General features: G+C 71.8%; 21 protein-coding genes and 1 pseudogene. 10 read left to right on the plus strand and 12 right to left on the minus strand.

What is annotated here, in order from left to right; genetic code table 11:
- Positions 1 to 240: 240 nt before the first annotated feature.
- The 4 genes from SCAB_RS10840 to SCAB_RS10855 form a co-directional block, all read right to left on the minus strand.
- Positions 241 to 1,227: a Vps62-related protein gene (locus SCAB_RS10840; RefSeq protein ID WP_013000104.1), complete on the minus strand. Its 987-nt coding sequence runs from the start codon at positions 1,225 to 1,227 to the stop codon at positions 241 to 243.
- A 151-nt stretch (positions 1,228 to 1,378) separates the two neighbouring features.
- On the minus strand, positions 1,379 to 1,996 hold the full coding sequence (locus SCAB_RS10845; protein ID WP_063649838.1) for an SMI1/KNR4 family protein: 618 nt from the start codon (positions 1,994 to 1,996) through the stop codon (positions 1,379 to 1,381).
- A 435-nt stretch (positions 1,997 to 2,431) separates the two neighbouring features.
- Positions 2,432 to 3,859, minus strand: a complete 1,428-nt coding sequence (locus SCAB_RS10850; protein WP_013000106.1) for a non-reducing end alpha-L-arabinofuranosidase family hydrolase — start codon at positions 3,857 to 3,859, stop codon at positions 2,432 to 2,434.
- A gap of 337 nt (positions 3,860 to 4,196) precedes the next feature.
- Complete coding sequence (locus SCAB_RS10855; protein WP_013000108.1) at positions 4,197 to 5,303, minus strand: ricin-type beta-trefoil lectin domain protein; 1,107 nt, start codon at positions 5,301 to 5,303, stop codon at positions 4,197 to 4,199.
- 388 nt (positions 5,304 to 5,691) lie between these two features.
- On the opposite strand from SCAB_RS10855, the pseudogene SCAB_RS49385 reads away from it, so the two are divergent.
- A pseudogene (locus SCAB_RS49385) lies at positions 5,692 to 5,973 on the plus strand (IS1380 family transposase); the annotation flags it as partial.
- A 262-nt stretch (positions 5,974 to 6,235) separates the two neighbouring features.
- Here the strand turns inward: SCAB_RS49385 and SCAB_RS10860 are convergent.
- The 5 genes from SCAB_RS10860 to SCAB_RS10880 all read right to left on the minus strand — a co-directional run bounded on the left by SCAB_RS10860 (position 6,236) and on the right by SCAB_RS10880 (position 11,867).
- Positions 6,236 to 7,396, minus strand: a complete 1,161-nt coding sequence (locus SCAB_RS10860; RefSeq protein ID WP_013000110.1) for a PucR family transcriptional regulator — start codon at positions 7,394 to 7,396, stop codon at positions 6,236 to 6,238.
- 96 nt (positions 7,397 to 7,492) lie between these two features.
- Complete coding sequence (locus tag SCAB_RS10865) at positions 7,493 to 8,737, minus strand: cation:proton antiporter (protein ID WP_013000111.1); 1,245 nt, start codon at positions 8,735 to 8,737, stop codon at positions 7,493 to 7,495.
- Between the two features lie 601 nt (positions 8,738 to 9,338).
- Positions 9,339 to 10,853 (minus strand): flotillin family protein, encoded by a 1,515-nt coding sequence (locus SCAB_RS10870; protein WP_013000112.1) that lies wholly within the window; start codon positions 10,851 to 10,853, stop codon positions 9,339 to 9,341.
- 142 nt (positions 10,854 to 10,995) lie between these two features.
- Positions 10,996 to 11,505 carry a hypothetical protein gene (locus tag SCAB_RS10875; protein WP_013000113.1) on the minus strand — a complete coding sequence of 170 codons (510 nt, stop codon included), beginning with the start codon at positions 11,503 to 11,505 and terminating at the stop codon, positions 10,996 to 10,998.
- Positions 11,506 to 11,642: 137 nt separating this feature from the next.
- Positions 11,643 to 11,867 carry a heavy-metal-associated domain-containing protein gene (locus tag SCAB_RS10880; protein ID WP_013000114.1) on the minus strand — a complete coding sequence of 75 codons (225 nt, stop codon included), beginning with the start codon at positions 11,865 to 11,867 and terminating at the stop codon, positions 11,643 to 11,645.
- Positions 11,868 to 12,080: 213 nt separating this feature from the next.
- Between SCAB_RS10880 and SCAB_RS10885 the strand changes: the two genes are divergently transcribed.
- The 3 genes from SCAB_RS10885 to meaB are packed head-to-tail and all read left to right on the plus strand — an operon-like array spanning position 12,081 to position 17,046.
- The gene (locus SCAB_RS10885) at positions 12,081 to 13,889 is read left to right on the plus strand and encodes a methylmalonyl-CoA mutase subunit beta (RefSeq protein WP_013000115.1); all 1,809 of its coding nucleotides are present in this window, start codon (positions 12,081 to 12,083) and stop codon (positions 13,887 to 13,889) included.
- Entirely contained in the window at positions 13,889 to 16,072 is a 2,184-nt protein-coding gene (scpA, locus tag SCAB_RS10890) for a methylmalonyl-CoA mutase (RefSeq protein ID WP_013000116.1), read from the plus strand. Before SCAB_RS10885 ends, scpA begins: the two co-directional genes overlap by 1 nt.
- Positions 16,069 to 17,046 (plus strand): methylmalonyl Co-A mutase-associated GTPase MeaB, encoded by a 978-nt coding sequence (meaB, locus tag SCAB_RS10895; RefSeq protein WP_013000117.1) that lies wholly within the window; start codon positions 16,069 to 16,071, stop codon positions 17,044 to 17,046. The genes scpA and meaB overlap by 4 nt, the downstream gene beginning before the upstream one ends.
- Positions 17,047 to 17,069: 23 nt before the next feature.
- On the opposite strand, the gene SCAB_RS10900 is transcribed toward meaB, so the two are convergent.
- Positions 17,070 to 17,273 (minus strand): hypothetical protein, encoded by a 204-nt coding sequence (locus tag SCAB_RS10900; RefSeq protein ID WP_013000118.1) that lies wholly within the window; start codon positions 17,271 to 17,273, stop codon positions 17,070 to 17,072.
- A gap of 309 nt (positions 17,274 to 17,582) precedes the next feature.
- Here SCAB_RS10900 and SCAB_RS10905 point away from each other — a divergent pair, with 309 nt between their 5' ends.
- The 3 genes from SCAB_RS10905 (at position 17,583) to SCAB_RS10915 (ending at position 19,957) form a co-directional block, all read left to right on the plus strand.
- Positions 17,583 to 18,107 (plus strand): hypothetical protein, encoded by a 525-nt coding sequence (locus tag SCAB_RS10905; RefSeq protein WP_013000119.1) that lies wholly within the window; start codon positions 17,583 to 17,585, stop codon positions 18,105 to 18,107.
- A 150-nt stretch (positions 18,108 to 18,257) separates the two neighbouring features.
- Positions 18,258 to 18,932, plus strand: a complete 675-nt coding sequence (locus tag SCAB_RS10910; RefSeq protein ID WP_173402857.1) for a class F sortase — start codon at positions 18,258 to 18,260, stop codon at positions 18,930 to 18,932.
- Between the two features lie 209 nt (positions 18,933 to 19,141).
- Positions 19,142 to 19,957 carry a carbonic anhydrase gene (locus tag SCAB_RS10915; RefSeq protein ID WP_013000121.1) on the plus strand — a complete coding sequence of 272 codons (816 nt, stop codon included), beginning with the start codon at positions 19,142 to 19,144 and terminating at the stop codon, positions 19,955 to 19,957.
- A gap of 82 nt (positions 19,958 to 20,039) precedes the next feature.
- Here SCAB_RS10915 and SCAB_RS10920 read toward each other — a convergent pair whose 3' ends face one another.
- Complete coding sequence (locus SCAB_RS10920) at positions 20,040 to 20,486, minus strand: DUF6299 family protein (protein WP_013000122.1); 447 nt, start codon at positions 20,484 to 20,486, stop codon at positions 20,040 to 20,042.
- Between the two features lie 269 nt (positions 20,487 to 20,755).
- Here SCAB_RS10920 and SCAB_RS10925 point away from each other — a divergent pair, with 269 nt between their 5' ends.
- From SCAB_RS10925 to SCAB_RS10935, 3 genes are all read left to right on the plus strand, one after another.
- Entirely contained in the window at positions 20,756 to 20,959 is a 204-nt protein-coding gene (locus tag SCAB_RS10925) for a DUF5999 family protein (RefSeq protein ID WP_013000123.1), read from the plus strand.
- Positions 20,960 to 21,025: 66 nt separating this feature from the next.
- Positions 21,026 to 21,895: a PaaX family transcriptional regulator gene (locus SCAB_RS10930; RefSeq protein WP_013000124.1), complete on the plus strand. Its 870-nt coding sequence runs from the start codon at positions 21,026 to 21,028 to the stop codon at positions 21,893 to 21,895.
- A 256-nt stretch (positions 21,896 to 22,151) separates the two neighbouring features.
- A complete protein-coding gene (locus tag SCAB_RS10935) occupies positions 22,152 to 22,604 on the plus strand; it encodes an ATP-binding protein (protein WP_247246674.1) in 453 nt (150 codons plus the stop codon).
- Between the two features lie 24 nt (positions 22,605 to 22,628).
- On the opposite strand, the gene argF is transcribed toward SCAB_RS10935, so the two are convergent.
- On the minus strand, positions 22,629 to 23,636 hold the full coding sequence (gene argF, locus SCAB_RS10940) for an ornithine carbamoyltransferase (protein ID WP_013000126.1): 1,008 nt from the start codon (positions 23,634 to 23,636) through the stop codon (positions 22,629 to 22,631).
- Between the last annotated feature and the right edge of the window lie 145 nt (positions 23,637 to 23,781).

Raw genomic sequence — 23,781 nt, forward strand, 5'->3', positions numbered from 1 at the left:
TTGACTGAGGGCAGCGGGAGTTCCCTGGGACTTTTCTGGGACTTCCGGCTACATCAACGAGTACGAGCGTGAAACATCCGAAAGCCCATTCGTGCAGGTCAGCGACCTACGACCGCACAACGTCGCAGGTCACCGCGCTCACTGGTCTCTTCCGGGACATCTGAGCGGCAGGAGTGTCGTGCCCTTGGGAGATGAAGGGCACGACACCGTCCGCACCGACGGTGCCTTCGATCAACCGGCTCACCCCCACGTCCGGGTCGGCGCCTCGCCGTCCAGGGGCTGCATGTGCGGGTCGAACAGGGACTTCCTGGGCGGACCCTCAGGGCCGTTGTTCAGTACGCATTCCCCGCTGAGGGCCTCGGAGAAGAAGCAGCCGGACTTCGGGTTGCCCCAGCGGCCGGTGTAGTTCAGCCAGGCCCATTCGCCGGTGTAGCTGCCCACGGGCTGCCAGGCGAACACCTTGAGTGCCTGCCGGGTGTCCCAGAGCGTGCCTGCGCCGGTGTCGTCGTTGAGGGTGTCGCCGTTGGGCAGATTGCGGTAGGTGTGGCGTCGCGCGTCGGGGTACATGCCGTGGGATCCCTGCGCCGCGTAGACCACCGGCTGATCGCCGGCCAGAGCGACCTCGGAGCCGCCGTACGGGAAGGTCTGTCCACCATCGTGCTGGCCCATGGAGACCCGGTGCGGCATGTCGTCCACGAAGCGGACGGTGACGTGCTCCCAGTCGCCGACGTGGTTGCCGAACGTGGAGTAGCCCCCGACACAGCCCCAGCGGGAGAACCATCCGACGCAGACCCGCTTGCCGTTGTTGTACGGGAAGAACGTCCAGTAGTTGATGTCGGTGATGTTGGTCGGGTTGCCGTTGTCGGTGCGGTGTACGACCTCCGCGTAGGCCGGCACCGCGGTCTGACCGGGGCGCTGTCCGGCCAGGAACGGGGGATTCGTGCAGGAGTCGCAGCCCAGCGCCTGGTTGGTCACGAGGAACTGCTGGTGGGGGTTGCCGTTGTCCGTACGGGTCTCGAGGTGGGTGTTGGCCAGGAACGGCTCGACAGCTGCCGGGAAGTAGGACTCGTCCTGCTGGAGCCAGATCCGGGGTGCGTAGCGGCGTGCCAGCGCGTCATCCGCCGACGAGACCGAGGAAGCCGAAGCCGACCGGGTGGTGTCCTCTGCCGCCCGAGCGGAATGAGGCGACAGCACCGACAGCAGGGCGGCTGCGGAGACGGTCGCCAACAGACCGGCCCCCCAACACCGTACGGAAGCCGACCGGTCTCTGTCTCTCGGTGAAGCGGTCATCGGTGTCCCCCTCGTGAGAAGTGAGTGAGCTTGAGGGCGGCCGCCAGGGCAGTGCGTCCGGAGGAAGCGCAGAGGTGCCTTTCGTCGCTCACCCGCAATTGAGCCGCCGACCGGGGGCGACGGGGGTCGATGGGTGGCGCGGCCAGTCCGGTGGCAGCAGGGCCCACGAACCGTGCCGCAGCCACTCCGCGAACCGGACCGGTCGGGCCGCGCCGAGATGGTCCAGGGACAACGGCACGATCCGGTCGCAGGTCGCGCGCCCGTCCCACCACACCGTGCCCGCCAGCGGGCCGGTCACCGCCGGCAGGGTGGAGAAGCCGCACCCGTGTTCCTGGACGACCACGGCACCGGCGGTCTTCATGTCCTCGAACTCGCCGGCCTCGTCGTCCCAGGCACGCCATGCGTCGGCGTACGCCGCCTCGTCCTCGAACGCCTCGGCCTGCGGCTCCCGCGCGGCCAACTGGTCGTCTGCCTCGTCGTAGGAGTCGGGGTGCGGAAAGGGCACGGCCGACAGAGCCCGCCTCGCCTCGTCGTTCCCGGCCCACCACCAGCCGCGTTCGGTCCGCTCGAGCCGGGCCAGTGCTCCACCGGCGCTCACCTCACGCAGGTGGTCCCGGTATTCCGCGGGAAGGGACACACCCAGTTCCCGCTCGGCCTCGGCTGTCTCGGCCTCGGTGAGAGGTGGCGGGGGTGGTTGCTGCCTCATGGGGCGAGTGTAGGCGTCCGCCGCAACTTGCTTCCTGTGTACGGGAGTTCGGTCCCATGCGGCCAAGGGCTTGCCGGGCACGCGCGACGGCCGCTCGCTGTACGGCGGCCAGGTCTTGGCGGGCACCCCCGGCTCATTGCCGCCGGCGCCCGCAGAGTCGGCGTCGGTCGCCAGAACCTACGATCGCAAGGCATCCGCCGAGCGTCAGTCATCCGACATCGAGGCTCCCGCACCCCCGTCGACCGCCGAAGGCCCATGGTGTGGTTGTGGTGCGCGTGCGGCCCGTCCACGAGAGGGAGGAACCCCGGCCGACGCACGGCTGGGGTTCCTCTCAACGCCGGGTATCGGTCAGCGGGTCGAGTCGCCGTCGTCGTAGACCGCTCGGCTACGCGTCGGCGGACCGCATCGCATCGCGATCAGCGTGGATCGGGCGGGTCAGCGCTGCAGGGTGAGCAGGCCCGGCCGGTACGGCAGTTTCAGGTAGTCGGGGTCGTTCGCGTTGGGGTCCCTGCCCTGGTAGAGGAACTGCAGGTTGCAGGGGTCGATGGTCATGGTCTGGTCGGGGTTGTTGCGGACCAGGTCACCGTGGCTGATGTCGTTGGTCCAGGTGGCGCCGCTGTTGGCCTTGCCCGCGAAGGGGCTGCTCTCGCTGCCGGCCTGCTCGGTCCACGGACCGTTCAGGCTGGAGGCGGTGAACGAGCGGAAGTAGCGCCCGTTGTTACCCTTTGCCTCGACGATCATGAGGTACTGGTTCTGGCCCTGGACCTTGTAGACCTCCACCGCCTCGAACAGCTTGTCCTCCGTGTCCTTCATGACCGTCGTGTACGACGAGCCGAAGCTGCTCGGGAAGTTCCCGATCGGCATGGTCGACTTGTAGATGCTGCCCGCGTCATCGGCGAAGAACAGGACCATGTTCTGGCCGTCGCCGATGATGGTCGGGTCGATCAGGGAGCCCTTGGAGCCGGCGGGGAGGCTGCCGGTGAACAGCGCCTGAGGCGCGGACCAGCCGTTGGGGTTGGTGGGGTCGCTGGACGTGCGGTAGGCGAAGGGCCAGTTGGTGCCCCACCCGTTGGAGATCAGCACCCAGATGTTCTTGGGCGCGAAGTAGAACAGTCTGGGCGCCACCGCGAGCTGGCTCGTCTGGGTCTGGCCGGCCGAGGCCATGTCGGACCAGTTCGTGAAGGGACTGACCATCATCGAACGCCATCCGTCCGCCGTGGCGTTGGTCGCGTAGACCAGGTGCTTGCCGTTGTACGTCACGGTGGTGAAGTCCTTCAGCGAATACCACCCGTTCGCCGGCTGCGCCAACGGACCTGTCGAGGTCCACCGGTACGTCGACGGCAGAGGACACGAGTTGGTCGCGCCGGACAGGCCGGTCCACTTCTGGTTGTCGGCGCCGGTGCAGTTCCACAGCTGCACCGCTGTGCCGTTGGCCGTACCGAAGCCCGACACGTCCAGGCACAGCCCGGACTCCACGGCGACGACCGTGCCGTCGGCGTTCACCCGCCACTGCTGGTTCGTACCGCCGTTGCAGGACCAGATCACCGGCCGGATACCGGCTGCGGTGGCGTGGCCGGGAACGTCGAGGCACTTGTTGCCGTACACCGTCAGCTGGTTGCCGTCCGTCAGCGTCCACTGCTGGTTGGTCCCGCCGTGGCAGTCCCAGATCTGCACGTTCGTACCCTCGGTCTGGCCGGCGCCCGACACATCGAGACACCGGCCGGAAGCGACACCGCGCACGGCGCTGGTGGTGGCCGCCTGAGCCGGGCTGGCGACGAGTATCGCCGCCAACGCGGTCAGAGCCGCAATCGCGGCGGTGAGCACCGCAGACGGGCGTCTGCGGCTCAAGCTCAGTCTGTACATGAGGACCTCGTGATTCTTGCTTGTGCGGCTCTGGCCGGCCCCGTCGGGGCCTGTGCGGTTCTCGGTGTGCTGCGACCCAGATCGTTCGTCATGTCGAACATGGGTCGAAGTGTCGATCAGGTGGATGATGGGAGAAACCGGAGATCGGCGTCAATACCTCTCGCATGACTCGCGAGCCGGAAATATCGCATTCTGAAACCGGGCGGCTTCAAGTTCCGTGTCTGTGCGTCTCGTTGGCGGGAAGCGTGGACAGGAGGCGGGACAGGCTTGACGATCCTGCAGGGGTCTGTGTCCCCGGCCGGGTCGATGACCTGCACCCCCGCCCCGGGAGCAGGCGTCATCCGGGGGTCAGAGGGGTCCACTTCTGGTGGGAGCCGCCGTTGCAGTCCCACAGCACGAGCTGCGAGCCGTCGGCCGTGGAGGCGCCCGGAACGTCGAGGCAGCGGCCGGAGGCGGGATTGCGGTAGCCGCCGTTGTAGGGCTGCCAGACCTGGTTGGCGCCGCCGTGACAGGACCAGAGCTGCACCTTGGTTCCGTTCGCGGTGCCCCGGCCGGCGGCGTCGAGGCACTTGCCCATGGAGCGCAGGGTGCCGTCGGTGTAGGCGGACCACAGCTGGTTGGCACTGCCGCCGCAGCTCCACGTCTGGACGGCGGTCCCGTCGGCGGTGCCGGCGCCCTTGACGTCCATGCACTTGCCGGCGATACCGGACTGCACCCGGGCCGGGGCGGGGGCGGGGCTCCTCAGCCAACCGGCGCTGTCCGCGGACCGGACACCACGGTGGAAGGCGTCTGCCATCTTCCGGTAGCCCGAGTCGTTGGGATGCAGGGTGTCATCCAGGTCGGCCGTGGTGAGGCTGCTCATGTCGACGTAGGCGACCTTCTTGCCCGCGGCCTGCGCGTCGCTCACGATCCGGGGGACGGCCTGGTTGTACGCGGCCCTGTACTGCTCCTCCGAGCCACTGGTGGACACGACCAGGGAGGCCACGAGGACGGTCGCGTCGGGGGCGGCCGCGGTGATCTGGTCGACCAGCGACCGCAGCCGGTCGGCGGCGGTGGAGACCTGATAGCTCTCGTTGAGGTCGTTGGTGCCCAGATGCAGCGTCACGACGTTGGGCCGGTAGCGGGTCAGGGAAGCGTCGGTGAATGCGGCGACCTGGTGGATCTTGTATCCGGGGTGGCCCTCGTTGTCGGGGTCGGACATCGAACCGCTCCGCACCGAACCCACGAAGTCCAGCGGATGGCCGTCCGCCGCGAGCTCGTTCCACAGCGGCCCCCGATAGCCGTTGCCCGTGCTGCTTCCCACCCCCCAGGTGATCGAGTCACCCAACGGCATGACCCGCAGGGGCGTGTCGGAGGCGGCTGAGGCCGGGGCCACACCTGCCGCCGTCATCCCGAGCGCGGCGGTGACAAGCGCGACCAGGGGAAGAATCCAAGGTCTTCTCATGCAGACGTCCTCCTACTGTGCGTGAGTGCCGAAATCAGCGGGGATGACCGCCGTTCGTGACAACACCGCTGCCGTCGTGCCGGCCGACGGCCCGACGGCCGCCTGACGTACTGGCAGAACGGCGTGAGGGGGTTCTCGCACTGTGGCCCAACGCGGCCTCGTCGGCGCATCCGTAGAGATATCACGCTGATCCGCCTCTCAGACATCCCAGGAATGAGGGGAATTTGCGAGAAGGGCGCTGCAGGCGTGGTTTTGCGCCGTTCTTTCCGATGTCATCGTCGCCAGGGCCGTGCTGCTCTCGACCTCTCCGGTATCGCAGGGCACGGCCAAGTCGTTCCGCGGCCCCGTGACATGGGATCTCTCACGCCTGCCGGCGCAAGCCGCGGCCCGCCCGGTACATGATCCGGGCAGAGGCCTCCTGGACGTGGCGCTCCCGGTCGCGCCGGGCGGAGACTGCCTGGCAGACGTGTACATGCTGCGGGCCGAGTCCGCGGTGTTCGGGCCGGCGGCCTCCGATCCGACGGTGTCCCCGCCGATCGACACGCCGGTTGCTCGCGGGAGCCGCGCGCCGACCGCACTGCGGCGGGCTCGCGCTCAAGTACGCGTACATGTAAGGAGGTCGACCGATGACGCGGCGCCGGACGCGGCCGGGCAGGTGATCGTGGTACTCGCTGACCAGCCCGCGCATCGCCGAGCTGTCGGCGCCTGATCGGTGGCCACATGGTCGGCGTCGGTGAAGAACACCTCCCTCGGTTACCTGGCCGGCTCCAGCTCCAGCGCGGAGGGGTCGGCAGGTAGACCGGCGGCTGCCGCGCCGGGGACCGGCCCCGGCACCCGGAACTCCGCCTGTCCCCCGGAGGCTCCCGACTCACCGTGCCGCACCGGTCGTGGGCGGCGCCCGGCCGGCGGGGGCCGGAAGGGCCGAACCCCCGCTAGGGCGTCGTCTCCCTGGAGCTCAGGGGTCTGGTCGGCCAGTCCAGGAGGCGGGCGCCGATGACCGCCGTCTGGAGGGTGTAGCGGTCGGCGGGGTCGGCCGGGTCCGCGCCGGTGAGCGTGTGGACGCGGGCCAGCCGGTAGGTGAGGGCGCGCACGCTGAGGGAGAGGCGGCGGGCGGCCGAGGCGGCCACGCACCCGGTGTCGAAGTAGGCCGTGAGGGTGTCGAGCAGGGGCCGCGCGCCGCCGCGGGCCTGCTCCAGAGGGCCGAGCGTGCTGCTGACCAGGTCGAGGAGGGCCTGCCGGTCGCGGGCGAGGACGGGAAAGACCAGCAGGTCGGCGGCGCGGAGCAAGGGCTCCTCCAGGCCCATGCGCTGCGCCACGTCCAGGGCGTTGAGCGCTTCCTCGTAGCTGTGGCCGATCCCGACCGTGCCGGACCGGGAGCGGCCGATGGCGACCTGGGCCCGGCCGGTGGCGGCGTAGGAGCGTTTGGCGAAGTGGGTGAGGACGTCGTCCTGGTCGCCCGGCGCGATGCACACCATCCGGCCGTCCTTGGTGGTGAACAGGATGCGACGGTTCTCGAAGCGGGCGAACAGGTCGCTCGCCACCTGCCGGGGGACGGGGTCGGTCTCGTCGTACTTCTCGGGCCCCTCGGCGACGGCGACCGCGTGCGCGCGCGACAGGCGCAGCCCGAACCGCTCGGACCGGGCCGCGAGTTGGCCCTGGTCGCCGCGGCCGTGGAGCAGGTCGTCGATGAACTCGCGGCGGGCGGCCTCCTCCTTGCGGACCACGAGCCGCTGGGCTCGCTCGTAGCCGTCGGCGAAGGCGTCCACGGCCTGCTCGATGACGGCGAGGACGCTGTCCGGGTCGGCCGCGCGCGGCCAGTTCTCGCGGCCGGCCACGAGGTGCGCCCGTACCAGGGAACGCCAGCCGTGCCCGGCCTCGGCCGCCCGCGCGCCGAGCGCCCGCCGCGACTCGATCTCGTCGCGGGTCAGACGGCGGCCTGTTGGCGCGGCGTCCGCGAGGACCCGCTCGAAGCCGTCGAGGAAGTCCTCACCGGCGACGGCTCCGCCGTCACCGGCCGAGGTCCGGACGCCGCCGCCCCGGCCGGTCACGTCCGGGCGGTCGACTCCTGCGAGGTTCCCGTGGTGACCGTTCATGATTCCTGTCCTCCCCGTTCGGTTCGAGGCCCGAGGGCGATGTCCCGCCCTCGCCCGTGGCACGGCGAGCCCCCGTGAACCGTGGCACGCGGTGGGTCAGACGTTCGCGTGGACCGCCTCGGCCGTGGGCTCGGGGTCGGGTTCGGGCCGAGTCGCCGGCGCCCGCCGGTCCTCGGCCGGCCCGCGGCGGACGAGCGTGCTGAGCCGGGTGGCCAGGGGTTCGGTCCAGCGGGCGGTGAGGGGGCCGAGCACCACCAGGATGAGAACGTACGCGGTCGCGAGGGGACCGACGCGGGGCTCGACGCCGACGGCGAGGCCGGCGATGACGATGGAGAACTCGCCCCGGGCGACCAGCGTTCCGCCCGCCCGCCAGCGGCCCTTGGCGGAGATCCCGGCGCGGCGGGCCGCCCAGTAGCCGGTGGCGATCTTCGTGAGCGTGGTGACGGCGGCCAGCGCGAGGGCCGGGAGGAGGACGGGAGGGATGGCGGCGGGGTCGGTGTGCAGGCCGAAGAAGACGAAGAAGACCGCGGCGAACAGGTCCCGCAGCGGGCTGAGGATGCTGCTGGCGCCCTCGGCGACCTCACCGGACAGCGCGATGCCGACCAGGAACGCGCCCACGGCCGCCGAGACCTGGAGGTGCTGGGCGACCCCGGCGACGACGAGCGTGAGGCCGAGGACGACCAGGAGGAGCATCTCGGCGCTCTCGGAGGAGACGGCACGGCTGATCAGCCGGCCGTGGCGCAGGGCGACGTAGAGGACGGCCCCGACCGTGCCCAGGGCGATCAGGAGGGTGAGGGCGCCGCCCGCCAGGCTCACCCCGGCGAGCAGGGCGGTCAGGATCGGCAGGTACACGGCCATGGAGAGGTCTTCGAGGACGAGGACGCCGAGCACGACCGGGGTCTCGCGGTTGCCGAGGCGGCGCAGGTCGCCGAGGACCTTCGCGATGACGCCGGAGGAGGAGATCCAGGTGACGCCGGCCAGTGCGACGGCGGCGACCGGGCCCCAGCCGAGCAGCAGCGCCATGGCGGCGCCGGGGGCGGCGTTGAGGACGAAGTCGACCGCGCCGGAGGGGTACTGGGTCTTGAGGTTGGTGACGAGTTCCGAGGCGCTGTACTCCAGGCCGAGCAGGAGCAGCAGGAGGATGACGCCGATCTCGGCGCCGGTGGCGACGAACTCCTCGCTGGCCTGCAGGGGAAGGATGCCGCCCTGGCCGAAGGCGAGCCCGGCGAGCAGATAGAGCGGTATGGGTGAGAAGCCCACCCGGCCGGCGAGGCGGCCCAGCAGCCCCAGGGCGAGAATGATCGCCCCGAGTTCGACGAGCATGGCGGTGGTGTCGTGCACGGGCGTCTGTCCTCCGTTGACGGGTGCGGTGACGGCGTCTGTGCCTGGTTCGAGTGCGGTGTCGGGTGCGGTGTCGGGTGCGGTGTCGGGTTCGATGTCCGGTGCGTCGACGGGTTCGTTGTCGAGTGCGTGTGCGGACGCGGGGACGCGAAGGGCGCGGGCGGTCAGGGCCGTGGCCGCAGGGCCGGCGCGCCGGCCGGACTGGGTCGGCTGTGGCGTACGGGCATGCGGGTGCCGCCCCGGGAGCGATCGATCGCGCACATGACGAGGCGTCGACCGCCCGACGGCGTCGGGCGGTCGACGGACTTCTCTACGGCGGTGGGGGTGTCAGCGCGCGCGGCGGTCGCTCGGACCCGCGGCGCGGCCGGTATCGGGTACGGCGTCGCGAGCGGCGTTCAGGACGCGCACGCGGATGATTCGCCCCATGTCACGCCTCCCCCACACGGGGTCGGCGTGCCGCCGACCCACACTCGAACGAATGAGCAAATCAGCGCTCAGCGGAGCGTAAGCGCTTGGTAAAGGATTCTAGCGCACTACGAAAAGGTAAAATCACACAATAGGTAAAGCGCTGCCCATTTCCCTTTGCCTCGTGCTCATCCCGTCACTCGCCGATCTCGACCTTGCCGTTGTCACCGGCCCGCGCCGACGCCTTGTCCCGGGTGATCCCCTTCAGGAGTTCCGCGAGGTCGACACCCGTGGTGGAGCCGAGCAGTTCGAGCCCCTGGGCGACGTTGTCGGCGACCGCGCGCGGGATGCGGGCGGCACCGTCGGTGGAGATGACGGTCATCTTCTCCACGGCGGCGAGCGGTTCGGACGCCTTGGCGACGACCTGGGGCAGCACCTCGACGAGCATCTGCAGCACCGCCGCGTCGCCGTACCGTCCGAAGGCGTCCGCCTTCTGCCGCATCGCCTCGGCCTCGGCCGCGCCCTTCGCGCCGATCGCCGCGGCCTCCGCCTCGCCCTCCAGCCGTACCGCCTCCGCGATCGCCGCCCGCCGCGCCCGCTCGGACTCACCCTGCCGGAGGCCCTCGACGGCCTCGGCCTCGGCCAGCGCGGTCCGCCGCTGCTTCTCGCCCTCACCGGTCAGCCGCGCCCGCTCCGCCTCCGCCTGGGCGGCCGCGATCTCGGCCAGCCGCTCGGCCTCGGCCTGCTTCACCCGGGCGACCCGCCGGGCCTCGGCCTCCTGTTCGGCGGCGTACCGCTGGGCGTCGGCGGGCTTGCGGACCTCGGTGTCGAGCTGACGGTCCTTCAGGGCGGCCTGCCGCTCGGCGACCTTCTCCTGCTGGGTGAGGATGTCCTGCTGCCGGGCCGCCTCGGCGAGCGGTCCCGCCGCGTTCGCCTGCGCCTCCGCGGAGTCGGTCTCGGCCTTGATCTCGGCCTGCTTGAGGTAGAAGGTCCGCTGGGCCACCGCGATCTCCTCCTCCGCCTTCAGCCGGGCCTGCTCGGCGGCGCGCCGGGCCACGGCCTCGGCGATGTCGGCCTCCTGCTTGGCGCGCGCGGCCTCCGGCCGGCCGAGGTCCTCCAGGTAGGAGCCCTCGGTGGTGATGTCCTGGATCTGGAAGGCGTCCAGCACCAGGCCCTGCCCGGAGAGACTGGCCTCCGCCTCCTCGGCGACCTGGCCGGCGAACGCGGCCCGGTCGCGGATGACGTCCTCCACGGACATCCGGCCGACGATGGCCCGCAGCGCGCCCGACAGCACCTCCTGGGTGAAGCCCACGATGCCGTCCTGCTGCATCAGGAACCGCTGGGCGGCGGCCCGGATCGAGTCCTCGGTGCCGCCGACCTTGACGATGGCGACCCCTTCGAGGTTCGCCTTGATCCCGCGCAGGGTGACCGCGCCGCGCACGGCCACCGGGATGTGCCGCGACGACAGGTCCAGGGTGAACCGCTGCTGCACGAACGGCACGACGAACACCCCGCCGCCGACCACGACCTTCTGGCCGCTGTTGTCGGTGAACACCCGCCCGGTCTCCGGATCGGTGGCCTGCTTGCCGCGCCGGCCGGTGACGATGAACGCCTCGCTGGGCCCCGCGACCTTGTAGCGGGTGACCACGACCAGGGCCAGCAGGACCAGGAGTACGACGACTCCCACCACCGCGAAAAGAACTGGACTCATGAAGAACGCCCCCGAATCACAAAGAGGAAAGAAAAGAACAGGAAAAGCCGAGAAAGAGCCGGAAAGGGTGCAGAGAGGAGTGACGCGGAACGCCGGTGGGTGACACGAAGGGCGCAGAAGAGGAGGCGGGGGCGGAGGCCGCTCAGCGCTCCACGGGACGCACCAGAACCGACGTCGCCGTCGGCGCCGCCTCCACCCACACCTCGGCCCCCCGCGCGACCGGCCCCCCGCTGCGCGCGGCGAGTTTCACCGGCTGCCCCGCGAGACGGACCAGCACCTCACCGAACCCGTCGGCGGGAATGGCGGTCACCACCCGCCCCGAGGTGCCCACCAGATCGGCACCCCGTGGCGCGACGGCCGTCCGGTCGCCCGCCAGGGCCCGGCCGAAGCGGTACGTCGACCAGGCCGCGGCGGCCCCCACGACCGCACCGCATCCGGTGGCGACCACCGGTCCCGCACCCAGCAGTTCGGCCGCGAGGACCCCGCCGAACCCGGTCGCCGACAGGAATCCGGCGACGACCGGCAACGACAGCCATCCGTCCAGGACACCGCCCGGCGCTCCGTCGAACGCGCCGTCGAGCACCCCGTCGAAGACCAGCGACAGGACGAGCAGCGCCACCCCCGTGATGCCGAGTCCGTAGAACCAGGCCATACGCGCCGTCCCCCTCCCGTCCCGCCGCCGGTCTCCGGCTCGGAAGGATCGTCACACGGGCCCGGGGGCCGGTGCATTGCCGGATTCCGGCAATGTTCGGATGCCTTTCCTTCCGGCTTTCCTTCCGGCTTTCCGGCTCAGGCCGCGGCCCGCCGTACGACCTCGGCGACCTCGTAGCCCGCCTCGACGATCGCCGCGCGTACGGCCGCGTCCTCGGCCGCCTCCCCGCGCACGGTCACCAGGCCGGCGCGGATGTCGACGTCGACGCCGGTGACGCCGGGCACCGCGGCGACCTCCTCGGTGACACTCGTGGCGCAGTGGCCGCAGCTCATTCCGGACACGGTGAAGTACTTCTCGGCCATGGGTCGCTCCTGTCCTCGGGCGGCCCGGTGACCGTGCCGTCGGGGGCGCACGGGCCGCGTGGCACGAGGTACGGCGGACCGCCCCGCGACGTTCATCCCCGGCCCGTAAGTGACCGGCAGGTAACCGGCCCGATTTCAAGGTCACCCCGGGGAGGGCAAGGTCACAGCCGTGCCCCCTGCTGCTCCTTTGCGCCTCTGGCCTAGCATCCGAGCATGACGGTCCTGCCTGACGACGGGCTTGAGCTGGCCGGCGAGTTCCCTGACGCAACCCACGAGCAGTGGCAACGCCTCGTTGCGGGCGTGCTGCGCAAGTCGGGCAAGGACGTCGAGGGCGCTCAGGCCGAGGAAGCCCTGTCCACCGCGCTGGAGGACGGGCTGCGCACCCGCCCTCTCTACACCGCGCACGACACCGCGCCCCCGTCCGGTCTCCCCGGTTTCCCGCCCTTCGTACGAGGAGGCCGGGCCGCGGGCAACACCGTCGGCGGCTGGGACGTACGCCAGCGGCACACGGCCGCGGACGGCGGCGCGGTCCTCGCCGACCTGGAGAACGGCGTCAGCTCCCTGTGGCTGGTCCTCGGCGCGGCCGGTCTGCCGGTGTCCTCGCTCGGCCGGGTCCTGGACGGCGTGTATCTCGACCTCGCGCCGGTCGTCCTGGACGCGGGCGCCGAGACGGAGTCCGCGGCCGGTGAACTGCTGCGCCTGTACGCCGAGCGGGGCGTCGCCGGGCAGGCGGCGCGCGGCAACCTGGGCGCGGACCCCCTGGGCCACGAGGCCCGCACCGGACAGGCGTACGACTTCGCCCCCGTGGCCGGTCTCGCCCGCCGGTGCGCCGAGGAGTACCCGGGGCTGCGGGCGCTGACCGTGGACGCGCTGCCCTACCACGAGGCCGGTGGCTCGGCCGCCCAGGAGCTGGGTGCCTCGCTGGCCACCGGTGTCGCGTATCTGCGGGAGCTGACCGGGGCCGGGCTGGGCGTCGAACAGGCGTGTTCGCAGCTGGAGTTCCGGTACGCGGCCACCGCCGACCAGTTCCTGACCATCGCCAAGCTGCGGGCGGCGCGGCGGCTCTGGGCCCGGGTGGCCGAGGTGTGCGGGGCGCCGGCGGCCGGGGCGCAGCTCCAGCACGCGGTGACCTCGCCGGTGATGATGACGCGCCGCGACCCGTGGGTGAACATGCTGCGCACGACCATCGCCACGCTGGCCGCCGGGGCGGGCGGCGCCGACTCCGTCACCGTGCTGCCCTTCGACCACGCGCTCGGGCTGCCGGACGCGTTCGCCCGGCGCATCGCGCGCAACACCTCGACCATCCTCGTGGAGGAGTCCCACCTCGCCCGGGTGATCGACCCGGCGGGCGGCTCCTGGTACGTGGAACGGCTCACGGACGAACTGGCCCACGCGGGCTGGGAGTTCTTCCAGGAGATCGAGCGCGGGGGCGGCCAGGCGGCGGCCCTGCGCTCCGGCGCCGTACGGGAGCGCCTCGCCGAGACCTGGGCGGCCCGCAGCGTGAAGCTCGCGAAGCGGCGCGAACCGGTCACCGGTGTCAGCGAGTTCCCCCATCTGGCCGAGAAGCCGGTCGTCCGCGAGCCGGCGCCCGAGCCGCCGTCCGGCGGTCTCCCGCGCGTCAGCCGCGACGAGGCGTTCGAGGCGCTGCGCGCCCGCTCGGACGCCCATCTCGCCGCGACGGGCTCCCGCCCGCGCCTCTACCTGGCCTCGCTCGGCCCCGCCGCCGCACACACCGCCCGGACGACCTTCGCCGCCAACCTCTTCCAGGCGGGCGGCATCGAACCCGTCACCGAGGGCACGTTCGAGGAGAGCGGCGCCACCGAGGTCTGCCTGTGCTCCAGCGACGCGCTCTACGAGGAGCGCGCCGCTGCCGAGGCGGCCGAGCTGAAGGCCGCCGGCGCCGCGCACGTGTTCCTCGCCGGCCGCCCCGGGCCGTACACCGATGTCGACGCCTTCGTCTTCGCGGGCTGCGACGCCGCGGCCGTGCTGTCCGCGGCCCTCGACCGCATGGGAGTGTCCTGATGACCGTCCCCTCCGTCCCCGACTTCTCCGGGATCGAGCTGGGTTCCCCGGCCGTCGGCGGCGGTGCCGACGAGTGGCGCACGGCGGTGAAGCACGCGGCGGGCGGTGACGACCTGCTGTGGGAGACCCCGGAGGGCATCCCGGTCAAGCCGCTGTACACCGGGCAGGACCTGGAGGGCCTGGACTTCCTGGGCACCTACCCCGGCATGGCGCCGTATCTGCGCGGCCCGTACCCGACGATGTACGTGAACCAGCCGTGGACCATCCGGCAGTACGCGGGCTTCTCCACCGCCGAGGAGTCCAACGCCTTCTACCGGCGCAACCTGGCGGCCGGCCAGAAGGGCCTGTCGGTCGCCTTCGACCTGCCGACCCACCGCGGCTACGACAGCGACCACCCGCGGGTGACGGGTGACGTCGGCATGGCGGGCGTGGCGATCGACTCGATCCTCGACATGCGGCAGCTCTTCGACGGCATCCCGCTGGACCGGATGACCGTGTCGATGACGATGAACGGCGCGGTGCTGCCCGTGCTCGCGCTCTACATCGTGGCGGCCGAGGAGCAGGGGGTGCCGGCCGAGAAGCTGGCGGGGACCATCCAGAACGACATCCTCAAGGAGTTCATGGTCCGCAACACCTACATCTACCCGCCGAAGCCGTCGATGCGGATCATCTCCGACATCTTCGCCTTCACCTCGCAGAGGATGCCGCGCTACAACTCCATCTCCATCTCCGGCTACCACATCCAGGAGGCGGGTGCGACGGCCGACCTGGAGCTGGCGTACACCCTCGCGGACGGCGTGGAGTACATCCGGGCGGGCCGCGAGGCCGGCCTGGACGTGGACGCGTTCGCGCCCCGGCTGTCCTTCTTCTGGGCGATCGGCATGAACTTCTTCATGGAGGTCGCCAAGCTGCGCGCGGCCCGCCTGCTGTGGGCGAAACTGGTGCGGCAGTTCGACCCGCAGAACGCCAAGTCCCTCTCGCTGCGCACCCATTCGCAGACCTCCGGGTGGTCGCTGACCGCGCAGGACGTCTTCAACAACGTGACGCGGACCTGTGTGGAGGCGATGGCCGCCACCCAGGGCCACACCCAGTCGCTGCACACCAACGCCCTCGACGAGGCCCTGGCGCTGCCCACCGACTTCTCCGCGCGCATCGCCCGCAACACCCAGCTCCTCATCCAGCAGGAGTCGGGCACCACCCGGGTCATCGACCCCTGGGGCGGCAGCGCCTACGTCGAGAAGCTGACGTACGACCTCGCCCGCCGGGCCTGGCAGCACATCCAGGAGGTCGAGCAGGCGGGCGGCATGGCCCAGGCCATCGACGCGGGCATCCCCAAGATGCGCGTGGAGGAGGCGGCGGCCCGCACCCAGGCCCGGATCGACTCGGGGCGCCAGCCGGTCGTCGGCGTCAACAAGTACCGGGTCGAGACCGACGAGCAGATCGACGTCCTCAAGGTCGACAACTCCTCGGTCCGCGCCCAGCAGATCGAGAAGCTGCGCCGGCTGCGTGCGGACCGCGACGAGCGGGAGTGCCAGGACTCGCTGGACGCGCTCACCCGGGCCGCCGGCGGCGAGGGCAACCTGCTGGAGCTGGCGGTGCGCGCGGCCCGCGCCAAGGCCACGGTCGGCGAGATCTCCGACGCCCTGGAGAAGGTGTACGGCCGGCACGCGAGCCAGATCCGTACGATCTCCGGCGTGTACCGCAACGAAGCAGGCGAGTCCCCGAACGTGGAGCGCACGCGGAGCCTGGTGGAGTCCTTCGCCGAGGCCGAGGGCCGCCGCCCGCGCATCCTGGTCGCCAAGATGGGCCAGGACGGCCACGACCGGGGCCAGAAGGTGATCGCGACCGCCTTCGCCGACCTCGGCTTCGACGTGGACGTCGGCCCGCTGTTCCAGACCCCGGCCGAGGTGGCCCGGCAGGCCGTCGAGGCGGACGTGCACATCGTCGGCGTGTCCTCGCTGGCGGCCGGCCACCTCACCCTCGTCCCGGCGCTGAAGGAGCAGCTGGCCGAGGAGGGGCGCGCGGACATCATCATCGTGGTCGGCGGGGTGATCCCGCCGCAGGACGTGCCCACGCTGCTGGAGATGGGCGCGGCGGCCGTGTTCCCGCCCGGGACGGTGATCCCGGACGCGGCGTACGACCTGGTGGAGAGGTTGTCGCACGACCTCGGGCACGACCTGTGATCGATGTCGGCGCCTATGTCGAGGGGGTGCTCGGCGGGAAGCGCGCGGTCGTCGCCCGCGCCATCACCCTCGTCGAGTCCACCCGGCCCCAGCACCGCGCTCTGGCCCAGAAGTTGCTGACCGAGCTGCTGCCGCACAGCGGCCGGGCGCGGCGGATCGGGGTCAGCGGGGTGCCGGGCGTCGGCAAGTCGACGTTCATCGACGCGTTCGGCACGATGCTGACCTCGCTCGGGCACCGGGTGGCGGTACTGGCGGTGGACCCGTCGTCGAGCCGTACCGGTGGCTCGATCCTCGGCGACAAGACCCGGATGGAGCGCCTGGCCGTCGACCCGGCGGCCTTCGTCCGGCCCTCCCCCACCGCCGGGACGCTCGGCGGGGTCGCCAAAGCCACCCGGGAGTCGATCGTGGTGATGGAGGCGGCTGGCCACGACGTGGTGCTGGTGGAGACCGTCGGCGTCGGCCAGTCCGAGACGGCCGTCGCGAACATGGTCGACTCCTTCCTCCTGCTCACCCTCGCCCGCACCGGCGACCAGCTCCAGGGCATCAAGAAGGGCGTCCTGGAGCTGGCCGACGTGCTCGCCGTCAACAAGGCGGACGGCCCGCACGAGCGCGACGCGCGTACGGCGGCCCGTGAGCTGGCGGGCGCGCTGCGGCTGATGCACGGCAGGGACGCGGTCTGGACGCCGCCGGTGCTGAGCTGCAGCGCCCGTGAGTCGACCGGCCTGGACGTCGTGTGGGAGCGCCTGGAGCAGCACCGCGCGCTCCTCGACTCCACGGGCCGGCTCGCCGCCAGGCGGCGGGACCAGCAGGTCGACTGGACCTGGTCGATGGTCCGCGACGAACTCCTCGACCGGCTGCGCACCCACCCCGGCGTCCGCGCCCTCGCGCCGGACCTCGAACAGCGGGTCAGGGACGGCGAGCTGACGGCCACGCTGGCGGCCGAGCGGATCCTGGAGGCGTTCGGGGGCGACTGACAGGGGAAGGGCGGCGCGCGGCCCTAGCGGCCGCCGCGCCGTCCCAGGAGCCTGGCGAAGGCCCGGTCCAGACCACGTCCCAGCGCGCGCTCGACCAGCTGCATGGCCCCGAAGAGAGCCAGGAAACCGCCGCCGAGCATGGCCCAGAAGGCCAGGTCCGCGAGGTCTCTGGTCTCCGGGTCGGGGTACCAATGGGTACCGCCGAGATATCCGCAGACGCCGATCACGATGCCCAGGAGAAGCAGGACCCACCAGACGGGTCTGAGATTTCTCCGCCGCCGCGGCCTGTCCCGCACTGCCCCCACCCCCTGCTGCCCGCCCCCGGAATCATAGACATCCCTGGCAGCCCGAGGGGCTCTCTGCGGCCCTCGCCTTCGCTCAGGACCCGGAATGCCGTTCAGGAACCGTCCTGTTCACCCGGCTGAGCGCCCCGAGTGGTGGCGGGACGGGATCCGGCTGACGGTGGATCACGTCGGAGCCGGGTCAAGTCAGCTGACGAAGCACCAGCTGCCCGGCTGTGACGGAAGGACCATCAGATGCGTTCTGCTCGCACGCTTCTCGCCACCGCGGCGGCCGGAGCCGTCCTCGCCCTCGCCGCACCCGGCGCCTACGCCGACACGTGGGACCACGAGGACCATGGCTACAGCAAGGAGCACGACAAGGACAGCAGCCACGACGGACCGCGCGGCGGGATTCACACGGGTGGCGGTGCGCTGACCTCGCTGAACACCGAGGAGGGCTGGGGCTCCGAGCGGGGCGCCAAGCCCGACGCGGGGGGCTGGGACAAGGAGGAGGCCACGAAGGAGGGCCAGGACAAGGAGTCCTGGAAGGGCGACAACGGCAACGAGTCGTGGAAGGGCGAGCAGGACAAGGGCTCCTGGAAGGACGAGGAGCAGGGGTCCTGGAAGGACGACCACGACAAGCCGCGCGGCGGTATGCACACCGGTGGCGGCGCGCTCGCCTCGCCCACGATGACCGCGGGCGGGATGGCCGTCCTCGCGGTGGCGGGTACGGGCCTGTACGCCCTGCGGCGCAGGAAGACCGCCGGAAGCGTGGCCTGAGCCCATGCCGGGCGCGATACCTGGCCCGATAGCGGCCGCGGCCGCCACACCGTGTGTCGTGTGGCGGCCCGGCCGGCGTTCCGGCATGACCCGGCGGCCCCCTGCGCCCGTCCGTCCCTTCCGCTGCCGTACCTGGTGAGGTGGTGTCCGATGGCAGCCCGCCCTTCTCCTCCCGGCGCCGATCCGGTGCCGACCCGCCCCAGTGCCCGCGTCAACCTGACCGCGGTGTGCGCCGTGGGCCTGATGATCCTGGCGGTGAGCCTGTTCGGCGGTGAGGACTCCCCGACCGACGCCTCCGGTCCGCCGAACGCCCGGCACGCCCCGCAGGCCGCCCCCGCCGAGGGGGAGGCCCGTCCCGCGGAGCCCCCGGCACAGCGGGCATCCCGGCCCGTCCGGCTGCTCATCCCGAAGATCCGGGTGAGCGCCCCCTTCGTCCCCCTGTACGTCGGCCGCTCCGGGCAGTTGCAGGCTCCGCCCGCCGATGACGTGAACCTCGTGGGCTGGCACGCCGAGGGCGCCGTCCCCGGGGAGAGGGGCACGGCGATCATCGCCGGGCACGTCGACACGAAGACCTCGCCGGCCGTCTTCGCGGGGCTCGGCGAACTGGAGAAGGGGGACGTCTTCCACGTCGTACGCGCCGATCGAGAGCGGGTGTCCTTCGTGGTCGACGACGTCGAGACGTTCGCGAAGGACGACTTCCCCGACGCGCGGGTGTACGCCGACGCCTCCCGGCCGGAGGTCCGGCTGATCACGTGCGCGGGCGCCTACGACCGCAGCGTCATGGACTACACCGAGAACCTGGTGGTCTTCGCGCACCGGACGTGAGGGCCGCGCCGGTCGTGAGGGCCGCACCGGACGGGCCGCCGGTGAGAGCGCTCCCGTCCCGCGGCCTGAACGGCAAACGACCGGCTGCCCAAACACCGGCCCTGAACTGACCAAGAATCATTCAAGGGTCAGCCATGTTTGATCAACAATCGTTCATGATTCGGCATCTTGAACGTTTGAGCGTTTAGGCCGGACGTACGTTCCTGCCCGTGAATCTTGACGCAGCACCCCACAGCGGCGACACCGCCGAGGCGACCGCCGGCGGCGCCGACGCTCCGATATCCCCCGCGCAGCCTCGCGGGCGACGCTCACTCCTGCGCGCCGCGCTGGCCGGCACCGCCGTCGTCGGCGGCGGTCTCGCCGTCGGCGCCTTCCCGGCGAACGCCGAGTCCGTCTCCCGCTCCACCCCCGCGCACCAGACGCCCCCCGCCCACAAGCGTCCCACCACGGCGGAAGAGGCCCTGAAGGAACTCTCGCAGGGCAACCGCCGCTGGCGGACCCTGCACGAGCAGCACCCGGACGAGGGTTACGCCCTGCGCAAGGCCCTGACGACCGGTCAGCAGCCCTTCGCCCTCGTTCTCGGCTGCATCGACTCGCGCGTCCCCCCGGAGCTGGTCTTCGACCAGGGCCTCGGCGACCTGATGACCGTGCGCAGCGCGGGCGAGGTGCTCGACCAGTCGGTCCTCGGCAGCGTCAAGTACGGCGTGCTCGAACTGAACATCCCGCTGGTCGTCGTGCTCGGTCACCAGTCCTGCGGGGCCGTGAAGGCCGCCGTCGCGGTGGACGAGAGCGGCGAGGAGCTGCCGAGCGGCATCCAGTACATCGCCGACGAGATCGCTCCGGCCATCGACCACAGCGTGACCGGCGACGCCCGGGTCGCGGCGACCATCGACGCCAACGTCCGGCTCGTCCGTTCCAAGGTCGTGGCCGACCCCGACGTCGCCGCCCGGCTGAAGGCCGGCAAGGTGGCCGTGGTGGGCGCCCGCTACGACCTGACGACGCAGCGCGTGCACCTGCTCAAGTAGCGCACCCCGGCAGACGGAAGGCGGCTCCGGTGGACCACCCACCGCCGGGGCCGCCTTCGTGCCGCCGTGCACGGTCGTCGGCTCAGCCCTCGACGAGGGTGATGTCCTGCTGCCGTACCGCGTGGAACCGGGGCAGCGGCAGACCGCCGCCCGACAGCTCGGTGACGGTGGCCTCCACCCGGGCCGGGCCCGGCACATACCGGCCCGGCTCGGCCCGGTCGGTGTTGGTCCAGGTGTGCTCGGCGCCGTCGCAGACGGCCGACGACCCGCCGACCCCCTTGCGGACCCTGCTGTCGCCCTGCTGGAGCGAGGACGAGACGAACACGGGGCCGCTGCCGAGGCAGCGGTAGGTGCCGGACAGGGTGAGCGTGCCGTCCGGGGCGACGTGTCCGGTGGGGTCGACGGTCACCGTCTCGGCCGGATCGTGGACGGCGCCGGCGGACGCGGGGGCGGCGAGCAGCAGCGTCGCGGCACCGACGGCGGCGCCGAGCACGCGCGGGACCTGCGAGAAGACAGAGGGCAAGGGCATGGGATACCTCCTTGGACGGGGTTTCCAGGGGTACCGGCCCGGCCGGTGCGCGACGGTGATCGTCACCCCCGCGTCGGCGCGTCGGTTCGGCCGTCCTCACTACCGGCGGCGCCCCGCGCGCCGGACGTAGTGTCCGCGTCCTGTCACGGCACGTCCGGGTGCTGTCACGTCTCGCGGAACCATGTGGCCACGGGGTCCCGGCGCGGGCATGGTCTGGGGTGCGAGGCGGTGACTCGCCGCCGGCACTCACCACGACGTGGAGGTGCGCCATGTGTGCTCACCAGACCCAGTGCCCCTCGACCGACCGCACGGACCGCGACGCCGCCCACGTCGTCGCCGCCCACCCCGAGCAGGGCTGGAACCTGCTGTGCAACGGGGCGATCGTCTTCGACGACACCGGTGAACTCCTTCCCGACGGCAGCGTGGTCGCCCCGCGCCGCCCGGCCCTCGGCGCGCTGGCGACCGCCGCCTGATCCTCCGCCGTACCCTCACGGAAGCGACGCACCCTGCGTGACCAGCGGCGATACCGGCGACATAAAATGATCAACGTGTCGGAACAGCACGCACCACGCTCGCTCATCGTCACTTTCTACGCCGCCTACGGCCGTTCGGTGCCGGGTCCCGTGCCCGTCTCCGAACTGATCCGGCTGCTCGCGGCGATCGGGGTCGACGCCCCCTCCGTCCGCTCCTCGGTGTCCCGGCTGAAACGACGCGGCCTGCTGGTGCCGGCCCGTACGGCGACGGGGGCGGCGGGATACGGGCTGTCGGACGACGCGCGGCGGCTCCTGGACGACAGCGACCGGCGGATCCACGCGCCGACGGCCCGGCGGGACGAGGGCTGGGTCCTCGCGGTGTTCTCGGTACCGGAGCCGGAGCGGCAGAAACGGCATGTGCTGCGCTCCCGGCTGGCCGGACTCGGCTTCGGCACGGCCGCCCCGGGTGTGTGGATAGCCCCGGCCCGGCTGTACGAGGAGACCAGGCACACCCTCACCCGGCTGCGGCTCAACCCGTACGTGGACCTGTTCCGGGGCGAGCACCTCGGGTTCGCGGCGACCGCCGAGGCAGTGGCGCGGTGGTGGGACCTGACCGGGCTCGCCAAGCGGTACGAGGCGTTCCTCGACCGGCACGCGCCCGTGCTGCGCGACTGGGAGCGCCGCGAGGACACCCCGCCGCGGGAGGCGTACCGCGACTACCTGCCGGCCCTGGACTCCTGGCGGCACCTTCCGTACGCCGACCCCGGGCTGCCCGCCGCGCTGCTTCCGGCGCACTGGCCGGGAGTGCGTGCGTCGGCCGTGTTCCGGGCCCTGCACGCGCGGTTGCGGGACCCGGGGGCGGTCTTCGCGGACGTGGCACCGCGGCGAGGTCGCGAGGGTGCCGCGGGGATGTCCGGGACCGCCGAGGACCGATGACGACCGCGGTCCCCCGGGATCCGATCGTGGCGAGGGCGAGCCGCCCGTCGTCGGTGCCCGTGGACGCTCCCGTGACTCGGTCACGGGCGTTCGACAAGGCCGTAACGGCGGGCTCCGCCGGGCGCGGCGAGGCGTTGCCCCGGGTAGACCGGCGGCAACGGGGCCGAAGGTCCCCCGCGGCGCCCGCCGAGCGACTTCGCCGGTTCGCGCCGTACCATTCATCACGTTGAAAGCAGGACGAGCCATGACCTGCTCCATGAACGGACCAGCCGCCTTGCAAGAACCCTCCGCCCCCGCCTCCTGGCGCATCGCGCTGCCGCCCACCGCCGCGGCCGTGCCCGTGGCCCGCGCGCTGGTGCGTACGGCGCTGACCGAGCTGGAGCACGGGGCGGACTGCGACACGGCGGAGCTGCTCACGGCGGAGCTGGTCGCTAACGCGATCGAGCACGCGGCCGGGGACGGCCCCATAGAGCTGGTCGTCGAGCTGGTGCCGACGGGCTGCAAGGTGGAGGTCCACGACCCCGACCCGGCGCCCCCGGGCGATCTCACCACGCCCGGGACCCTCGACCCCGACCCCTGGCAGGAGCACGGTCGCGGTCTCCTGCTCATCCGCGCCCTCAGCTCCGCCTGCGGTCACCGGCCGACGGACTCCGGCAAGGCCGTGTGGTTCAGGCTGCCGACGGTGCCGCCCCAGCGCCGCCACCCGTAGCGGGCGCGGGGGCCGCACCGGCGCTCAGCCCAGCGTCGCCACCAGCACCGCCTTGATCGTGTGCAGCCGGTTCTCCGACTCGTCGAAGACGACCGAGTGCGAGGACTCGAACACCTCGTCCGTCACCTCCAGCGAGTCGAGCCCGTGCAGCTCGTGGATCTCGCGCCCCACCTTCGTGCCGAGGTCGTGGAAGGCCGGCAGGCAGTGCAGGAACTTGACGTCCTCGTTGCCGGTGGACCGCAGGACGTCCATGGTCACGGCGTACGGGGACAGGGCTCCGATGCGCTCGTCCCAGACCTCCTTGGGCTCTCCCATGGAGACCCAGACGTCCGTGGCGACGAAGTCGGCGCCCTCGACCCCCTCGTGGATGTGCTCGGTGAGGGTGATGCGCGCCCCGCTGGTCTCCGCGAGCTTGCGCGCGTGGGTGACGACCTCCTCGGCCGGCCAGTAGTCCTGCGGGGCGACGATCCGGACGTCCATGCCGAGCAGGGCCCCGGTGACCAGGTACGAGTTGCCCATGTTGAAGCGGGCGTCGCCGAGGTAGGCGAAGACCGTCTCGTCGAGCGGCTTGTCGCAGTGCTCGGTCATGGTCATCACGTCGGCCAGCATCTGGGTGGGGTGCCAGTCGTCGGTGAGACCGTTGTAGACGGGGACGCCGGCATGGGCGGCCAGCTCCTCGACGTTCGCCTGGCTTTCGCCCCGGTACTCGATCGCGTCGAACATCCGGCCGAGGACCCGTGCGGTGTCCTTCACCGACTCCTTGTGGCCCATCTGCGAGCCGGCGGGGTCGAGGTAGACCGTCCGGGCCCCCTGGTCGGCCGCGGCGACCTCGAACGCGCAGCGGGTGCGCGTCGAGGTCTTCTCGAACAGGAGCGCGATGTTCCGGCCCCGCAGGCGCTGGGTCTCCGTCCCGGCCTTCTTGGCCGCCTTCAGCTCCACGGCCAGCTCGATCAGTCCGCGGAACTCCTCGGCGGTGAAGTCCAGCTCCTTGAGGAAGTGGCGCCCGGCGAGGGCGTGGGGAACGGTCGCCATGGGGCGCTCCTGGGTCGGGGTGACGGGGTCGGCGTAAGGAAGACTGGAAGTCTATACGATGTTCCACATTTCTATACGGCCATATGCCGTGTGACCTCGGCCCCGCGCCCGCGCCTCGCACCCCGCGTCCGAGAGCCGTACGCCC

The sequence above is a fragment of the Streptomyces scabiei 87.22 genome (genome assembly GCF_000091305.1).
In the GTDB taxonomy this organism is placed as follows: Bacteria; Actinomycetota; Actinomycetes; order Streptomycetales; family Streptomycetaceae; genus Streptomyces; species Streptomyces scabiei.